Source organism: Mesorhizobium sp. 113-3-9 (assembly GCF_016756515.1).
Lineage (GTDB): Bacteria > Pseudomonadota > Alphaproteobacteria > Rhizobiales > Rhizobiaceae > Mesorhizobium.
Window position 1 is genome coordinate 3207370 of record NZ_AP023246.1, and the last position, 15703, is coordinate 3223072.

Here is a 15703-nt window from a genome sequence, read left to right on the forward strand (position 1 = left end):
AACATGCTGTGATTGCCGCAAATAATGGCATGGATTTCCTGCCATATCGCCTCCGCCCGATCTATATATCGGTTGAGATCGATGCGAGGTGAAGATGGACCGCGACATCATATTGAAGGCGCTGGCGCATCCGGTTCGACGCGATGTCCTGGCGTGGCTGAAGGAGCCTGAGAAGCACTTCACCGCGCAGGAGCATCCGCTCGAAATGGGCGTCTGCGCCAGCCAGTTCGAACGTTGCGGCCTGGCGCAGTCCACCGTGTCGGCGCATCTGGCGACGCTTGCGTCGGCCGGCCTCGTTACCACGCGGCGGGTCGGCCAATGGGTGTTCTACAAGCGCAACGAAGAAACCATCGCCGCCTTTCAGGCCGCCTTGTCCGATCTCTGACGATCCTCCCCGCTTCCTCCCCCCGAATGCATGAAAGGCATTTCTCATGGCTACCCTTTTTGATCCCCTGCGGGTCGGCGACCTGGCGCTGGCGAACCGCATCGTCATGGCGCCGCTGACGCGCAATCGCTCGCCCAATGCGGTGCCCGGCGACCTGTCGGTGACCTATTACAGCCAGCGCGCCACGGCCGGGCTGATCGTGACGGAGGCCACCGCCATCAGCCATCAGGGCCAGGGCTACGCCAACGTGCCCGGCCTCTATGGCGCGGATCAGCTTGCCGGCTGGAAGCGCGTCACCGACGCCGTTCACAGGGGCGGCGGCAAGATCGTGGTCCAGCTCTGGCATGTCGGACGCATCTCGCACACCGCGTTGCAGCCCGGCGGCGGCAAGCCGGTGGCGCCGTCAGCGATCAGGGCAAACTCCAAGACTTTCCTGGTCAAGCCCGATGGCGTCGGCGAGTTCGTCGAGACGTCCGAGCCGCGCGCGCTCGATGCGGCCGAACTCCCCGGCATCGTCGATGATTTTCGCCGCGCCGCCAAGGCGGCGATCGAGGTGGCGGGTTTCGACGGCGTCGAGATCCATGGCGCCAATGGCTATCTCATCGACCAGTTCCTGCGCTCGGGCACCAACCATCGCACCGATGACTATGGCGGCTCCATCGAGAACCGGACGCGCTTCCTGTTCGAGGTGGTCGACGCGGTGACGGGCGCTGTCGGTGCCGGCAGGACCGGGATCAGGCTGTCGCCGGTGACGCCCGCCAACGACACTTCGGATGCCGATCCGCAGCCGCTTTTCAACCACGCGGTGGCAGGCCTGGGCGGCCGCGGCCTGGCCTATGTCCATATCGTCGAAGGCGCGACCGGCGGCGCTCGCGATTTCAGCCAGGGCGACAAGCCGTTCGACTACGCAGAACTCAAGGCCAGCTATCGCAAGGCCGGCGGCACGGGCGCCTGGCTGGTGAACAATGGCTACGACAAGGAACTGGCCGAAAAGGCTGTCGCCGACGGCTATGCCGACCTTGTCGCGTTCGGCAAGCTGTTCATCGCCAATCCCGACCTCGTCAGCCGGCTGAAGCGCAATGCCGACCTGAACACCCCGGACAAGGCGACGTTCTATGGCGGTGATGCCAAGGGCTATACGGACTATCCGACGGCGGCCTGAGCCGTCGCCTGTCCACAACAGAAGAGCAGCCCGCTCCCCATGGGGGCGGGCAATCGCATATGAGACTTCCCGAAGGTTTGCCCGGCACGTACCCCCACCCCTAACCCCTCCCCCACAAGGGGGAGGGAGACTCGCGCCGGCGCTGAACTCGGCAAACTGTAGAAGTTTCGACGCCAAAGCGTAGCGCGCGGCAGCGTTCCCTCCCCCTTGTGGGGAGGGTTAGGGCGGGGGTCCTCTTCGTGAAAACTCATATGCAATTGCCCTGCCATGGGGGCCGGCTGCCTCGTTGATCCGCGACCGGATTGAATAGTCGGCCGGGACGACGTACAGACGCGATGCAAGGCAACGCTATTTTCGGATTGATATAACGTCTGCCGGTTCGAGGGCAGAGGTTCGCGAGATGGCGCCAGCAAGAAAACCCGTGGTGATGATCTATGCGGCCGGCAGCCTGCGTCATGTGCTGCCATCACTGGTCTCGGCTTACCAGGCGATGACTGGCGTGACGGCCGAGACGCGGCTTGGCCCGGCCGGCCTGCTGCGCGAGCGTATCGAGACGGGGGAGCGGCCCGATATCTTTCTCTCGGCAAGCTTTGCCCATCCGGCTCGTCTCGCCGAACTGAAGCTGGCGCGGCCGGCGGTGGTCTTTGCCCGCAACACGATGGCCGCCGCCGTGCGCCGCGATGCCGGCATCACCACCCAGAATCTTGTCGACCGGCTGCTCGATCCGGCGATCGGCATCGCCACCTCGACGCCGCTGAAAGATCCTTCCGGCGACTATGCCTGGGCGATCTTCCGCCGCATCGACCAGGCGCGGCCCGGCGGCTTCGCGCTGCTCGACGCCAAGGCGCAGAAGCTCGTTGGCGGCTCTGAAACGGCGAATATTCCCGGGCGCTACGACCCGATCGCGGCAGCACTCGCCGCCGGCACCGCCCATGTCTTCCTCGGCTATCGCACCGGCCTGAAAGGGTTGGCGCAGGAGACCGGGGGCGTCGATATCGTCGAAATCCCGGCGGCGGTGACTGTCGTGCCGGAATATGGGCTGGCAACGCTGGAAGGATGCTCGCCGGCCGGACAGGCATTGGCGCTGTTCATTCTCTCGTCGGTCGGGCAAGGGATCTTGCGGGATTTCGGGTTTCTGCCGGTGGCTCTGCCGCAGGGGCTGTGACGCGGCCTCTCTTCCTTCTCCCCTTGTGGGAGAAGGTGGCCTCGCGAAGCGAGGTCGGATGAGGGGTGCTCCAGGGAACACCAACGCCTCACTCCGCTGGAACACCCCTCAACCGTCTCGGCGCTGCGCGCCGATCCACCTTCTCCCACAAGGGGAGAAGGGAAGGCGCGCGATCGCCAGCCGAGATGAGCTTGCCGCGCTCAGCACCACGCTATATGCATGCGAACACATCGAATGCCCATCGAGAGGTCCCCCATGACTCTGCGCCTTGCCCGCGTGCTGGCCCTTGCCCTGATGTCGTCGCTGCTGGCGCTGGCGCCTGCGATGGCCCGCACCATAACCGACCAGCTCAACCGCACGGTGACCGTGCCGGACAAGGTCGAGCGCATCGTCGTGCTGCAGCACCAGACGCTCGACATCCTGGTCGAGCTTGGCGCCGCCGACAAAATCGTCGGCGTGCTGCGCACCTGGCCGAAGCTCATTCCCGGGCTCGACAAATACGCACCGCAGCTCACCGGCCTGCCGATGCCCGGCGATCTCTCGACGGCCAATGTCGAGGAAGTGCTGAAGCTGAAGCCCGATGTCGTCTTTGTCACCAATTATGCGCCGCCGGCGATGATCGAGCAGTTGTCGCAGGCCGGGCTGCCGGTGGTGGCGATCTCGCTGTCGAAAGGCGAAGGCGTCGAGGCGCCGAAACTCAATCCGACATTCGCCGATGACGATTTCGCCTATGCGGAAGGCCTGAAGATCGGCGTTCAATTGATCGGTGACATCGTCGGCAAGCGCGAGCGGGCCGATCAGCTGCTCGACTATGCCTTTGCCCAGCGCAAGCAGGTGGAAGACCGCGTCGCGTCGATCCCGGATGCCGAGCGGGTGAAGCTCTACATGGCCAACCCGGACATGAACACCTACGGCTCGGGCAAATACACCGGCGTCATCATGAAGCGCTCCGGCGGCGTCAATGTCGCTTCCGGCGTGCGCGGCGCCACCAAGGTGTCGATGGAGGATGTGCTGGCCTGGAATCCGCAAGTGATCTTCGTGCAGGATCGCTACGCGCCGGTGGCCGACGAGATCAGCACAGGCGCTGCCTGGCAGCATGTCGACGCCGTCGAGAACAAACGCATCTACATCACGCCCGAATACGTGAAGCCCTGGGGCTATCCGCTGCCCGAAGCACTGGCGCTCGGCGAACTGTGGATGGCGAAGAAGCTTTATCCCGAGCGCTTCGCCGACATCGACATGCAGGAGCAGGCTGACGCGTATTATCAGCAGTTTTATGGGCAGAAGTATTCCGGGCCGAATTGAGTTGCCGCCGAGGCCAATCGTGAGCGTCGCGCCGCCCCTCATTGCCTTGCCGGGCATTTCTGCCCGTAAACGGGGAGAAAGAAGCTGTGTCCGCGCCGCCGCCTTTTTAACAACATTGGCGATTGGCGAGATCGCTGGCGGGAGCGTCTTTGTCCCCGTCACCATACGGGGAGAAATGCCCGGCAAGGCAATGAGGGGCAGCGCAAACGATACACAAGGGATGCACGCCCGTAGTACCAGCGGCAGGAGGTGCTAATCCGTGCCCGAACCCCGCAAGCCCGCCCGCGGCCTCGCAGCCATCCTGCTCATCGCGCTGCCCGTCCTGCTCTTCCTCCTCTCCTTCCTGCTCGGCCGCTACCCCGTCGAACCCGTCACCGTCATCAAGGTCATATCAGCGCAATTCCTGCCGATCGCGCAGGACTGGCCGCCGGTGGTCGGTTCCGTGGTGCTCGATGTCCGGCTGCCGCGCGTGCTGGCCGCCATGGTCGTCGGCGGCGGGCTGGCGATTGCCGGCGCCTGTTATCAGGGCGTGTTCCGCAACCCGCTGGTGTCGCCTTTCACGCTTGGCGTTTCGGCCGGCGCCGGCTTTGGCGCGGCGGTGGCGATCCTGCTTTTCGGCGAGCGCTATGCGACGCAGGCCTGCGCCTTCGCCTTCGGTCTGCTGGCGGTGGCGATGTGCTTTGCCATGAACCGCTTCTTCCGGCTGAACTCGACCATCGCGCTGGTGCTGGGCGGCGTCATTGTCGGCTCGCTGTTCACGGCACTTCTGTCGCTGCTCAAATATGTCGCCGACCCCAACTCCAAACTGCCGGTCATCGAATTCTGGCTGCTCGGCTCGCTGTCTTCCGTGTCGACATCAGATCTCGTGCCGGTGCTGGTCGTGACCATTCCCTGCGTGCTCGGCCTGCTCGCCTTGCGCTGGCGGCTGAACCTGCTGGCAATGGGCGACGAACAGGCCCGCATCATGGGCGTCGAGGTCAACAGGCTGCGGCTGGTGATGATCCTGCTGTCGACGCTGATCGCGGCGTCCGCCGTGTCGATCAGCGGCATCATCGGCTGGGTCGGGCTGGTCATTCCGCATTTCGCCCGCATCCTGGTCGGGCCGGATTTCCGCCGCCTGCTGCCGGCGACCCTGTCGCTAGGCGCCTGCTATCTGCTCATCATCGACGATATCGCCCGCACGGTGACGGCGGCCGAGGTGCCGCTCGGCATCCTCACCGCGCTGATCGGCGCGCCGGTGTTCATGCTGCTGCTCGGGCGCGGCAGGTTGGGCTGGGCATGATGGGCCAGCCATGATGAGCTTGCCATGATCCTGGCCGCCGACGCTCTCGGCTTCTCCTATCCCGGCCGCGTCAGTCCGGTATTTTCCGGCATCGGCCTCGATATCGCGGCGGGCGAGGTGGTCTGCGTGCTCGGCCCCAATGGCGTCGGCAAGTCGACGCTGCTGCGCTGCCTGGCTGGGTTGTCCGCACCGAGCACCGGCTCGGTGCTACTCGAAGGCCAGCCAATCGCATCGCTGTCGCGCGCGGCCATTGCGCGGCTGTTGGCGCTGGTGCCGCAAAGTTATGAGACGGTGTTCGCCTTCTCTGTGCGCACCGTGGTCGAGATGGGACGGGCGCCGCATCTTAGCCTGTTCGACGCGCCGGGCGACGAGGCTGCCCGAATGACAAGCGAAGCGCTGACGACGCTCGGCATTGCCCATCTCATCGACGCCGCCTACAGCGAGATCAGCGGCGGCGAGCGCCAGCTGGTGCAGATCGCCCGCGTGCTGGTGCAGGCGCCGAAGCTGATGATCCTCGACGAGCCGACCGCGCATCTCGACTTCGCCAACCAGGCGCGCTTCCTGGCGTTGATACGCCGGCTGGCGGCCAGTGGCCTTGCCGTCATCTTCACCACTCACGCGCCCGACCACGCCTACGCCCTGGCCGATCGCACGCTGGTGATGTCGCCCAGGCATCCGCCGGTGCTCGGTCCGACAGGGGAGATCCTCACCGAGTCGGTTTTGTCAGGCGCGTATGGCGTGCCGATCCGGCTGATCCGCGCGGGCGGCCACGTCGCCTGCGTGGCCGAGGTGGAGCCGGGTTGAGCGGATTTCTTTGGGCGGTGACTTGCGGCGATCAAGAATTTGCCTGATCAAGTCGGCATCGTGCCCTGTCGCATTTGGCCAAGGAAGCGCGGTTGACCCTTGTGACGAGGAAGGGAGCAATGGCGGACAACCTCGTTGGCGACTGGAAAGTCCGCCGCACCATGATCGATTTCCTGGCCGGCGCGACCTATTGCTTCGCCGGCGACGCCGTGGTCACGGAAGATGCCTTCACCGAGCATGGAACCATGCGGATCGGCTCCCAAGAAATGCCGGCAAGCCGGCGTTACCGGCTCGAGCCGGGCGAGCGCTCGGTGCGCATCCTTCATGCCGATGGCCGCGACTTCATCGAGCTTGGGCCGGAGGCGGCGCAGACCGTCCGCCATCTCTGCGGCGCCGATCTCTATGTCGGGCGATTCTTCTTTCGCGGGCGGGACGAATGGGTGGAGGTCTGGCGGGTCAAAGGGCCTCGCAAGAATTACGCGAGCCTCGGGCGGTTCCTTCGCATCGACACCACCGGTCCATAGTCCTCAGGCCAGCGCCGCCGCCAGCAGTTTCGCCTGCGGCGTCAGTTCGTCGAAGCCGCGGGCGCAGAGATTGAGCTGGCGCGTCGCCCAGTCGTCGGTCAGCCGCAGGCTGCGTAGCCGGCGGGCCGAACGGCGCGCGGCGCTTTCGGGCACGATGGCGATGCCGGCGCCTTGCGCGACGAGCCGGCAGACATTGTCGAGGCCGGGCACGCGGATGCGGATGTGCAGGTGGCCGCCAAGACGGGCGGCCTGGCGGGTGATGTGCTCCTGCAGCGCGTGGCCGAGGCCGAGGCCGACAAAGGATTCGCCCAGGATGTCGGCGAGGTTGACGGCATGCAAGCCGGAGAGCCCCGGCCAGTCGCGCGCGACGATCACCACCAGCCGGTCGATGAAGAACGGTTTCTGCTCGAGATGCGAAAGCCCGGCCCATGTCGCGGCGATGCCGAGATCGGCCGCACCGCTGGCCACCGCCTCGACGATCTCATGGCTGGAGCGTTCATCGAGATCGACGTCGATGCCGGGATGCGCCACCAGGAAGGCCGGCAGGATATCGCGCAGCAGCTCGGCCGTGGCGGCGGTGTTGGCCATCAGCCGCACGCGTGCGCGCAGGCCGCCGGCATAGGCGCCGAGGTCGCCGGCCATCGCCTCGATCTGGTTCTGCACGGCGCGCGCATGATGCAGCAGCGCGTGGCCGGCGGCGGTCGGCACCACGCCGCGGCGGCGGCGCTCCAGCAGCGGCGCGCCGAGCCGCTCCTCCATGCCCTTGATGCGGGCACTGGCCGAGGCCAGCGCCAGCCCGGCGAGTTCGGCCCCATGGGTGATGCTGCCGCGCTCGGCAACCAGCAGGAACAGCCGGAGATCGGTGAGGTCGAAGCGCATCTTCTTGTTCCCTGCAAAACAGTCCGGCGGTTCGGAAAGTCGGTTGACCCCGATGATCAGCCTTCGCCGTGGCCGAAGGCTGGCAGCGCAACTTCCACATTGTGCGCGGTCCATGTGTCAGTCAAATCATTCACCATGGAGATGTGCGATGAGTGACAAGACCTCAGGCTGGCAAGGCATCCTTGAAAGCGCGGCGATCGTGCTGGCGGTCGCGGTTGCCTCGCTTGCCGTGGCGCAGGCGCAGTCTGGTTTACGGGATGCGCGGCATCAGCCGTCAGCCGCGATGCCGCGCCAAGACCCGGTCCTGATGCCGACGCGACGGACATGCTGCTGCATGACTGATCCCGTGGAGAAGGTGCGGTCGTGCTGAGCGCCGGCGTCATCGCGTGGATCGGCGCCGTCTTTCTCGCTGCCGGCTTCGTCAAGGGCGTCGTCGGCATGGGGTTGCCGACCGTGGCGATGGGGCTGCTGGCGGTGACGATGCCGCCGGCAGAGGCCGCCGCCCTGCTGTTGATCCCGTCGCTGGTCACCAATCTCTGGCAGTTGTTCACCGGCCCTTCCTTCGGCGGGCTCATCAGGCGGCTGTGGACGATGATGGCCGGCATCATGCTTGGCACAGTCGCTGGGGCAGGGGTGCTCACCGGCGCGCATTCAGGCGCGGCCTCGGCAGGGCTTGGCGCGGCCTTGGTGCTCTATGCCCTGCTCGGCCTGTTCAAGATTGGTGTCACCACGCCGGCGCGCCACGAGGCCTTGATGTCACCGCTGGTCGGCGTGGCGACAGGGCTGGTCACCGGCGCCACCGGCGTCTTCGTCATTCCGGCGGTGCCCTATCTGCAATCGCTGCGGCTGGAGAAGGAAGACCTGATCCAGGCGCTCGGCCTGTCCTTCACCATATCGACGGTTGCGCTCGCCATCGGCCTGCTCCGGACAGGCGCCCTGGCGTCGCCGGCGACGCAACTGACGGGGTCGGTCCTGACGCTGGCGCCGGCGCTGGCCGGCATGTTCATCGGCCAGGCACTGCGCCGGACAATGAGCGTCGAGACGTTTCGCACGGTGTTCCTGATCGGCCTGCTGGTGCTGGGAGCGTATCTTGCGGGGGAGGCGCTGTGGTGAGCGCTAGCCGGAAATCGCTTGTGCGCCCTCGATGAGTTGGCTGGCGATCTCCGGAACCTTGTCCTGTACGAGGTCGGTGACGGGCACGACGACGACCAGACTGCCCAGGATGCGCTTTTCCGAGTTGAAGATCGGCGCGGCGATGCCGGCGTTGCGGCTGTCGACTTCGCCTGCCGAGAAGGAGTAGCCCTGTTGGCGGATGGCTTTCAGTGTCTTGCGGAAACTTGCCCAGTCATTGCCGAGGCCGGCGGCGGCAATCTCGGCCGCATTGGCCAGCATCAGGCTGCGCAGCCGGTGGTCGGGCAAATGCGCCAGGATCGCCTTGCCGGCGGCGCCACGCAACAGTGGCATCGGCCTGCCGCGATCGTAGCTGGTCAGCACGGTGCGGTCGGGCCAGGCCTGGGCGATGCAGACGACGTTCTTGCCGTAATAGGCGCAGACCATGAGGTTGCCCTTCAGCCGGGTGATCATCTCGTCCATCACGTCGCCGGCGCGGTGCAGCAGCGGGTCGTTGAGGCGGATCTGGCGGTCGAGCTGGATAATGCGGGCGCCCAGTGTAAAGCCGCGCTGTATATCGGGCGCGATCAGGCCGGCGGAGCTCAACGTCTTCAGGTAGCGATAGGCGGTCGGCACCGAACAGTTCAGCTCGGCGGCGATCTCCTCCACGGTCAATGCCGTGCGGTCGCCGTCAAACAGGTCGAAAATGGCGACCATGCGCGTAAGGCTGTCCATGCGAAGACCGAACTCCTGTCTGGCAATCGCGACAGTGTATGAAAGCACCGCCGCGAAGCGTCAACCATGCGGGCTAAAGCGCGTCGTGTCGAAACGGATTCATACGCCGCGCTTCAGGTCCTTGTTTTCATGCATGCCGCGATCCCAAAACCGAGGTCACTTTTGGGGGACATGCATCAGTGGATGTGCATGCCGCCGTTGATGTCGATGGCGCTGCCGGTGATGTAGCCGGACAGCGGCGAGGCGAGAAACAGGCAGACATCGGCGACATCCTGCGGCGCGCCGAAGCGGCCGAGTGGAATGCCCTCGATGAAGCGCCGCTGCGTCGGTTCGTCGAAAGCGGTGGCGTTCATCTGGGTGATGATGATGCCGGGGTTGACGCAGTTGACCCTGATATTGCGGGGGCCAAGTTCGCGCGCCATGCTCTTGGCCAGCGCCAGAACGCCGCCTTTCGAGGCCGCGTAATGCGGGCCGCCGAGCAGCCCGCCGCCGCGCTGCGCGGCGATCGACGCCAGGCAGATGATGGCGCCGCCATCCTCCATCGCGGGGATCGCCGCCTGTGCCATGTTCAGCATGCCGCGCAGATTGATGTCGAGCGTCGCCTCCCAATCCTCGTCCGAAATATCGAGCAGCTTGCGCGCCTGGGCGATGCCGGCATTGTTGACGATGATGTCGAGCCGGCCGAACAGGGCCTTGGCCTGGCCGACGATGTCACGCAACGCCGCCTTGTCGCGAACATCGGCCGCCATGCCGATGGCGCGGGGCAGGCCCTTGGCGGGCACCTCGGCGGAGATGGACGCGGCCGCCTGTTCGCAGTCGCCCTGATCGAGGTCGATGATCACGACATGGGCGCCGGAGGCGGCGAATGTCCGCGCCGCCGCGAAGCCGATGCCGGCCGGATGCGCCGCGCCGGTGACGATTGCTACTTTTCCGTCGAGCATTTTATCTCCTGTAATTTATCATAATACGATAATTCCTTGAATTATGCGCTGTCAAGCGCGGGTATGCCGGCGTCGTGAAGGCCTTCGGATTGCTGCCAATTTGATTCCGGTGAATTAAATAACCCACTGAAATATATAATTTCCTGTGAGCGCAGGTGGACGCCTGTCCCTCCGGCTGCAAAGGCGGGCATTGGCGGGTTTTCATGGTGCCGCTTGACAATCGAAAAAATTATGAATTATCGTAATGTGAGAATTAATTGAAATTCTTGCAACCGGGAGGAAACCTGATGCGCGACAAGGAACTGAACATGCTTGCGACCCTGCATGCGCTGGAGGACGGCGTGGGGCGCCGCACCTTCATGAAGCTGATGGGGGCTGCCGGCATTTCGCTGGCGATGACGCCGGCGGTGACGCGCATGGCGCAAGCCGCCACCGTCATTCGCGGCAAGATCGCCAACCAGGTGTCCACGCCGTCCAACGACTACTGGTCGGTGTGGACGCGCGCCTTTGGCGCGGCGGCGGAGTCGCTCGGCCTCGAAAAGCAGGAACTGTTCCACCAGAACGACACCGCCCGCCAGCTGTCGCAGGTGCGCAGCCTGCCGGCGAGTTCCGCCAAGATGCTGATCGGCTGCGTCGAGCCGGCCGGCTCACTGCCGACGGTGGCGAAATTCTGCCAGGACAATTCCATCCACTACGTGCCGAGCTGGGAATCGCCGGCCTGGTTCACGCCGCCCGATATCGGCGATTTCTACGTCTCCTTTGTCACGCCGAACTCGGTCGAGGGCGCCTATGAGGTGGCCAAGGCATTGTTCCAGAGCGTCGGCGGCGAGGGCAAGATCGTCCACATAGCGGGTCTGGCGACGCCGACCGATTCCTACCGCACGGCGGGCCTGATGCAGGCGGCGGCCGAATTCCCCGGCATCAAGATCGTCGGCGGGTTGCATGCCGACTGGGACCGCGAGCAGGCGCGCAAGGTGATGCTGTCCATGGTCACCGCGCATCCCGACATGAAGGGTGTGTTCGCACAGAACGACAATATGGCGCTGGGCGTGCTCTCGGTGCTGCGTGAGCGCAATCTGAAGAACGTCAAGGTGTCGGGCGTCGACGGCCTGCCGGAAGGCCTGCGCGAAGTGGCCAAGGGCGAGCAGATGGTCGCCACCCACACCTCGCTGCCGCCCTATGGCGCGGGCTTCACGGCCGTGCTTGCCTTCGACGCGCTGAATGGCTGGAAGCCGACGCTGGGCGAACGGCTGCTGTTCACCGGCTCGGCCTTGGCCACGGCCGAGAATTCGGGGCGCATCGAGAAGGCGATCTATGGCGAAGGCTCCAAGCCGTTCGACTGGGCGCTGATGAGCCGTACGCTCAACCCCGAGACCTGGGACCCGCAGAACAAGATCACGGCCATCGAGCCCGAGACCTATTGGGGTCCGTTCCCGGACGGCAAGGAGCGCCTCAACGCCGCCTATGCCGGCGCCAGGGACAAGGGCGAGTTCTCCAAGGTCGATGCGCTCTATGCCGCGCATTACAAGACCGGGCCGGTCAAGGCCTGATCGACGCCGAGATTGAAGCCAGTCATGAACACGTTTGTTCCGGCACTCGCGCTGCGCGGTGTCAGCAAGCACTATGGCCAGGTCGCGGCACTGCGCGCCGTCGACCTGACCCTGGCGCGGCACAGCGTGCTGGGGCTGGTCGGCGAGAACGGCGCCGGCAAGTCGACGCTGATCTCGATCATCAACGGAACCGTCCTCCCGACGGACGGCGAACTCAGGGTCAACGGCGCCATCGTTGTCCCGGGTTCGCCGTTGGCCGCCGCGCGTGCGGGCATCGCCACCGTGTTCCAGGAGCAGGGGCTGATCGCCAATCTGCGCGTCTACGAAAACATGCTGCTTGGGCGCGAGCGAGGTTTCGCGCGGGCGGGTGTCCTGGGTAGTGCCGCGATGTCGGCACTTGCCCGGGACGTCCTTGCCGATCTGGGCATCGCCATCGACCCGATGGCGGTGACCGGCGATCTCGCCTTCGGCGAGCGGCAATTGGTGGAGATCGCCAAGGCCTTCGCGCTTGGCCGCATCTATCCGGTGGAGCCGATCGTGCTGCTCGACGAGCCGACCAGCGCGCTGTCGGAAAAGGAAACGCAGATCCTGTTCAACTCCATCCGGCGTTGGCGCGACAAGGCCTCGATCATCCTGGTCTCGCACCGGCTGTCGGATGTGTTCGCCGTCTGCGACCATGTCACGGCGCTGAAGGACGGTGCGGTGAATGGCCACTGGCGGGTGGCCGAGGCGACGCCCGACATGCTGCATGAGGCGATTGTCGGACGTCCGCGTTCGGCCGGTTACTACAAGGAGGCCGAGCAGCGTGAGCATCTTGGCGAGATCGTGCTGGATGTCCGCGCGCTCAACGTGTCCGGACAGCTTCACAATGTCTCGTTGTCGGTGCAGGCGGGCGAGATCGTCGGCATCGCCGGCGTGCTCGGCTCCGGCAAGACGGTGCTGGGCAATGCCATCACCGGTGCCATACGGCCGGCGAGCGGCGAGATCACGGTGGGGGCCAAGCGGCTGAGGCCAGGCTCCCGGGCCGATGCGCTATCGGCCGATGTCGGCTTCGTGCCGGCCGAACGCAATGTCGCCGGCGTCATCGGCATGCATTCGATCGAGTGGAACCTGACATTGCCGTCGATCCGCTCGTTCCGCATCGGCAAATGGCCGGTGCTTTCCGGACGCCGCCAGGCCGAAGTCACCGACAGCTGGATAGAAAGGCTACGCGTGCGCACCCCCGGACGTGCCGTGCAGATCCGCAATCTGTCGGGCGGCAATGCGCAGAAGGTGGTGTTCGCCAAATGGCTGGCGCGCGGCATCAAGGTGTTCGTGCTCGACGATCCCGGCCGCGGCCTCGATGTCGGCGCCAAGGAGGAGATCTACATCCTGCTGCGCGAACTCGCCAAGCAAGGCGTTGCCATCGTGCTGATCTCCGACAATCTGCCGGAGATCATCGGCCTGTCCAACCGCATCATCACGCTGAGATCGGGTTCGATCTCGGCCGAGATCAACGCGCCCGCGCATGACAAGCCGGCCGAGACGGCCGTCGTGCCGTACATGGTCTGAAACCAGATGGAAGCCAAAGTGTCCCAACCCACAATCGCGGCAGCACCGCCGGCATGGCGCCAATGGGTCGCCAGGAATGCAATCGCGCTCTATCCGGTGCTGGTCATCCTGGCGCTGGTGATCTTCTTTGCCGTGCAGAATCCCAACTTCGCCACTTTCGACAATGCGGTGAATATCGGCCGCCAGTCCTCGGTGCTGCTCCTGGTGGCGCTGGCCGGAACCATGGTGATCATGATCGGCTCGATCGACCTCTCGGTCGGCTCGATCGTGACGCTGTCCGGCATTGTCGCCGCACTCACAATCGACGCCGCCGGCCCGGTGGTGGCGATCGCGGCCGGGATCGGCACCGGCATTGTCGTCGGGCTGATCAATGGCGTGACGCTGATCTCGCTGAAAGTGCCGTCGTTCCTGGTCACGCTCGGCATGCTGTCGATCCTGTCGGGCATCGCCAACATGATCTGCGGCGGCTCGTCGATCATGTTCATGGACCTCAGCCTTACCGACTTCGTCAATTCGGAGCTCATCCCCGGCCTGCCGACCATCATCCTGGTGGCACTGTGCAGCGCGGCGGCCCTTGCCTTCATCGCCTTCAAGACGGTGCTCGGGCGCTATCTCTTCGCCATTGGCGGCGGCGAGATGGTGGCCGCCAATTCCGGAGTGCCGGTCAACCGCTACAAGGTCTATGCCTTCATGCTGTCGGGGGCGCTGTGCGGCATGGCGGGAGTGCTGCTCACCGCGCAGGTCGGCGCCGGCACCCCGGCCGCGGGCGCCAATATGCTGCTCGATTCCATCGCGGCAATCGTCATGGGCGGCACCGCGCTGTCGGGCGGCATTGGCGGGCCGCAACGCACCATCCTGGGCGTGCTGGTCATCGCCATCCTGTCCAACGGCATGGATGTCACCGAGGTCAGCAGCTTCACGCAGGAGATCGTCAAGGGTCTCGTCATCATCCTGGCGGTGGCCTCGACCATCGACCGCAAGAAATACCCCTTCATCAAGTGATCCAACGCACCAAGATACAGGAGCAGCCATGAGCGCCAAGCTTGTCCCCGTCGTCACCCGCAAGGACCAGGAGCATGCCGGCACCGGCCAGTCAGGCGGCGCGGTGCGCATTTCGGGTGTCAGTCCGCAGCACACGCCGGCGACGAAGATCTGGTTCGGCAAGGTGTCGAACAAGCCGGGCTACCGTTCCCTGCCGCACCATCACGGCGAAGCCGAGACCGGCGGATATGTGCTGCAGGGCAAGGGCCGCATCTATTTCGGCGACGACTATGCCGAATATCTCGACATGGACGAAGGCGACTTCGTCTTCGTGCCGCCGCACATGCCGCATGTCGAGGTCAATATGAGCACGACCGAGGACCTGGTCTGGCTCACCACGCGCACGCCCGACAATATCGTGGTCAACCTGACCGACGTCGACGACGCCACCCTGGTTGGCTATAGGCGCGCCTGACAAACCCCTCGGGAGGAAATGATGACCGACATCCGTCTCTACATGTTCGATACCGGCATCCTCAAATGCAAGTATCACGACATCTATCTGAACCAGGGCGGCGACGCCGATTTCGAAATCCCGGTGCCGTTCTATTTCATCACCCATCCAAAGGGGAACGTGATCATCGACGGCGGCACGCCGGTGGAATGCGCCACCGACGCCAAGGGCCATTGGGGCAAGGTGGCGGAGTTCTTCACTCCCGTGCTGACGCCCGAGCAGGGCTGCGTGGCGCAGATCGAGAAGCTCGGCTTCTCCGTCGACAGCGTCAAGCATGTCGTGCTTTCGCACCTGCATCTCGACCATGTCGGCGCCGTCGGCCGCTTCCCAAACGCCACCCACGTCGTGCAGCGCATCGAGTATGAATATGCCTTCACGCCGGACTGGTTCGCGGTGCTTGCCTATGTGCGCAAGGATTTCGACAGGCCCGACCTGAAATGGCTGATCCTCGAGGACGCCTGGGGCGATTTCTACGACCTCTATGGCGACGGCTCGATCATCCTGATCCGCTCGCCCGGCCACACGATCGGGCACCAGTCGATCCTGGTGCGGACCTCCAATGGCCAGTCGGTTCTGCTGGCTGTCGATGCCGCCGACACGCTCGACCATTGGGAGGAGCGCGCGCTGCCCGGCGCGTTGCATTCGACCATCGATTCCGTGCGCTCGGTGAAGAAACTGCGCGCCGTGCAGGCCAAGACCGGTGCGCTGGTGGTGGCCGGTCATGACGGGCCGCAATGGGCGACGCTGAAGAAGGCGCCCGACTTCTACTGACAGGCTTTGCAGGGCGGGCCGGACGGCCCGTCCGATATCGAGGA

The 15703-nt window shown here is 65.1% G+C and carries 17 protein-coding genes; 14 read left to right on the plus strand and 3 right to left on the minus strand.

Going from position 1 to position 15703, the window contains the following annotated elements; translation table 11 throughout:
• Window positions 1–94 precede the first annotated feature (94 nt).
• From MesoLj_RS15530 to MesoLj_RS15560, 7 genes are all read left to right on the plus strand, one after another.
• Window positions 95–385, plus strand: coding sequence for an ArsR/SmtB family transcription factor (locus MesoLj_RS15530; RefSeq protein ID WP_140774151.1), 291 nt, complete (start codon window positions 95–97; stop codon window positions 383–385).
• Window positions 386–431: 46 nt separating this feature from the next.
• Window positions 432–1547, plus strand: a complete 1116-nt coding sequence (locus MesoLj_RS15535; protein WP_202326581.1) for an alkene reductase — start codon at window positions 432–434, stop codon at window positions 1545–1547.
• A 400-nt stretch (window positions 1548–1947) separates the two neighbouring features.
• Window positions 1948–2712, plus strand: a complete 765-nt coding sequence (locus tag MesoLj_RS15540) for a substrate-binding domain-containing protein (RefSeq protein WP_202326582.1) — start codon at window positions 1948–1950, stop codon at window positions 2710–2712.
• Between the two features lie 255 nt (window positions 2713–2967).
• Window positions 2968–4017: an ABC transporter substrate-binding protein gene (locus MesoLj_RS15545; protein WP_244735442.1), complete on the plus strand. Its 1050-nt coding sequence runs from the start codon at window positions 2968–2970 to the stop codon at window positions 4015–4017.
• Window positions 4018–4276: 259 nt separating this feature from the next.
• Window positions 4277–5299: a FecCD family ABC transporter permease gene (locus MesoLj_RS15550; protein WP_202326583.1), complete on the plus strand. Its 1023-nt coding sequence runs from the start codon at window positions 4277–4279 to the stop codon at window positions 5297–5299.
• 24 nt (window positions 5300–5323) lie between these two features.
• Complete coding sequence (locus MesoLj_RS15555) at window positions 5324–6103, plus strand: ABC transporter ATP-binding protein (protein ID WP_202326584.1); 780 nt, start codon at window positions 5324–5326, stop codon at window positions 6101–6103.
• A 119-nt stretch (window positions 6104–6222) separates the two neighbouring features.
• Window positions 6223–6627: a DUF6314 family protein gene (locus tag MesoLj_RS15560; RefSeq protein WP_202326585.1), complete on the plus strand. Its 405-nt coding sequence runs from the start codon at window positions 6223–6225 to the stop codon at window positions 6625–6627.
• Window positions 6628–6630: 3 nt separating this feature from the next.
• Here MesoLj_RS15560 and MesoLj_RS15565 read toward each other — a convergent pair whose 3' ends face one another.
• Window positions 6631–7506, minus strand: a complete 876-nt coding sequence (locus MesoLj_RS15565) for a LysR substrate-binding domain-containing protein (RefSeq protein WP_202326586.1) — start codon at window positions 7504–7506, stop codon at window positions 6631–6633.
• A 148-nt stretch (window positions 7507–7654) separates the two neighbouring features.
• Here MesoLj_RS15565 and MesoLj_RS15570 point away from each other — a divergent pair, with 148 nt between their 5' ends.
• Together MesoLj_RS15570 and MesoLj_RS15575 are read left to right on the plus strand one after the other, a co-directional pair.
• Window positions 7655–7876, plus strand: coding sequence for a hypothetical protein (locus tag MesoLj_RS15570; RefSeq protein ID WP_202326587.1), 222 nt, complete (start codon window positions 7655–7657; stop codon window positions 7874–7876).
• On the plus strand, window positions 7870–8619 hold the full coding sequence (locus MesoLj_RS15575; RefSeq protein WP_202326588.1) for a sulfite exporter TauE/SafE family protein: 750 nt from the start codon (window positions 7870–7872) through the stop codon (window positions 8617–8619). The genes MesoLj_RS15570 and MesoLj_RS15575 overlap by 7 nt, the downstream gene beginning before the upstream one ends.
• A 3-nt stretch (window positions 8620–8622) precedes the next feature.
• Here the strand turns inward: MesoLj_RS15575 and MesoLj_RS15580 are convergent, their stop codons facing one another.
• Together MesoLj_RS15580 and MesoLj_RS15585 are read right to left on the minus strand one after the other, a co-directional pair.
• Complete coding sequence (locus tag MesoLj_RS15580) at window positions 8623–9351, minus strand: IclR family transcriptional regulator (protein WP_202326589.1); 729 nt, start codon at window positions 9349–9351, stop codon at window positions 8623–8625.
• Window positions 9352–9527: 176 nt separating this feature from the next.
• Window positions 9528–10292: an SDR family NAD(P)-dependent oxidoreductase gene (locus MesoLj_RS15585; RefSeq protein ID WP_202326590.1), complete on the minus strand. Its 765-nt coding sequence runs from the start codon at window positions 10290–10292 to the stop codon at window positions 9528–9530.
• A gap of 287 nt (window positions 10293–10579) precedes the next feature.
• On the opposite strand from MesoLj_RS15585, the gene MesoLj_RS15590 reads away from it, so the two are divergent.
• From MesoLj_RS15590 to attM, 5 genes are read left to right on the plus strand one after another with little or no spacing between them, the layout of a single operon-like run.
• Window positions 10580–11842, plus strand: a complete 1263-nt coding sequence (locus tag MesoLj_RS15590; RefSeq protein ID WP_202326591.1) for a sugar ABC transporter substrate-binding protein — start codon at window positions 10580–10582, stop codon at window positions 11840–11842.
• A gap of 24 nt (window positions 11843–11866) precedes the next feature.
• Complete coding sequence (locus MesoLj_RS15595) at window positions 11867–13393, plus strand: sugar ABC transporter ATP-binding protein (RefSeq protein WP_202326592.1); 1527 nt, start codon at window positions 11867–11869, stop codon at window positions 13391–13393.
• Between the two features lie 18 nt (window positions 13394–13411).
• A complete protein-coding gene (locus MesoLj_RS15600) occupies window positions 13412–14395 on the plus strand; it encodes an ABC transporter permease (RefSeq protein WP_244735445.1) in 984 nt (327 codons plus the stop codon).
• A gap of 28 nt (window positions 14396–14423) precedes the next feature.
• Window positions 14424–14849 (plus strand): cupin domain-containing protein, encoded by a 426-nt coding sequence (locus tag MesoLj_RS15605; RefSeq protein WP_202326594.1) that lies wholly within the window; start codon window positions 14424–14426, stop codon window positions 14847–14849.
• A gap of 21 nt (window positions 14850–14870) precedes the next feature.
• The gene (gene attM, locus MesoLj_RS15610) at window positions 14871–15659 is read left to right on the plus strand and encodes an AttM family quorum-quenching N-acyl homoserine lactonase (protein WP_202326595.1); all 789 of its coding nucleotides are present in this window, start codon (window positions 14871–14873) and stop codon (window positions 15657–15659) included.
• Window positions 15660–15703: the final 44 nt, after the last annotated feature.

Excerpts from the sequence above, each read along its gene's own strand:
- MesoLj_RS15565 (WP_202326586.1), bottom strand. The coding sequence starts at position 7,506 with ATGCGCTTCGACCTCACCGATCTCCGGCTGTTCCTGCTGGTTGCCGAG.
- attM (WP_202326595.1), top strand. The coding sequence starts at position 14,871 with ATGACCGACATCCGTCTCTACATGTTCGATACCGGCATCCTCAAATGC.
- MesoLj_RS15605 (WP_202326594.1), top strand. The coding sequence starts at position 14,424 with ATGAGCGCCAAGCTTGTCCCCGTCGTCACCCGCAAGGACCAGGAGCAT.
- MesoLj_RS15570 (WP_202326587.1), top strand. The coding sequence starts at position 7,655 with ATGAGTGACAAGACCTCAGGCTGGCAAGGCATCCTTGAAAGCGCGGCG.
- MesoLj_RS15580 (WP_202326589.1), bottom strand. The coding sequence starts at position 9,351 with ATGGACAGCCTTACGCGCATGGTCGCCATTTTCGACCTGTTTGACGGC.
- MesoLj_RS15595 (WP_202326592.1), top strand. The coding sequence starts at position 11,867 with ATGAACACGTTTGTTCCGGCACTCGCGCTGCGCGGTGTCAGCAAGCAC.
- MesoLj_RS15555 (WP_202326584.1), top strand. The coding sequence starts at position 5,324 with ATGATCCTGGCCGCCGACGCTCTCGGCTTCTCCTATCCCGGCCGCGTC.
- MesoLj_RS15590 (WP_202326591.1), top strand. The coding sequence starts at position 10,580 with ATGCGCGACAAGGAACTGAACATGCTTGCGACCCTGCATGCGCTGGAG.
- MesoLj_RS15540 (WP_202326582.1), top strand. The coding sequence starts at position 1,948 with ATGGCGCCAGCAAGAAAACCCGTGGTGATGATCTATGCGGCCGGCAGC.
- MesoLj_RS15560 (WP_202326585.1), top strand. The coding sequence starts at position 6,223 with ATGGCGGACAACCTCGTTGGCGACTGGAAAGTCCGCCGCACCATGATC.
- MesoLj_RS15585 (WP_202326590.1), bottom strand. The coding sequence starts at position 10,292 with ATGCTCGACGGAAAAGTAGCAATCGTCACCGGCGCGGCGCATCCGGCC.
- MesoLj_RS15530 (WP_140774151.1), top strand. The coding sequence starts at position 95 with ATGGACCGCGACATCATATTGAAGGCGCTGGCGCATCCGGTTCGACGC.
- MesoLj_RS15535 (WP_202326581.1), top strand. The coding sequence starts at position 432 with ATGGCTACCCTTTTTGATCCCCTGCGGGTCGGCGACCTGGCGCTGGCG.
- MesoLj_RS15545 (WP_244735442.1), top strand. The coding sequence starts at position 2,968 with ATGACTCTGCGCCTTGCCCGCGTGCTGGCCCTTGCCCTGATGTCGTCG.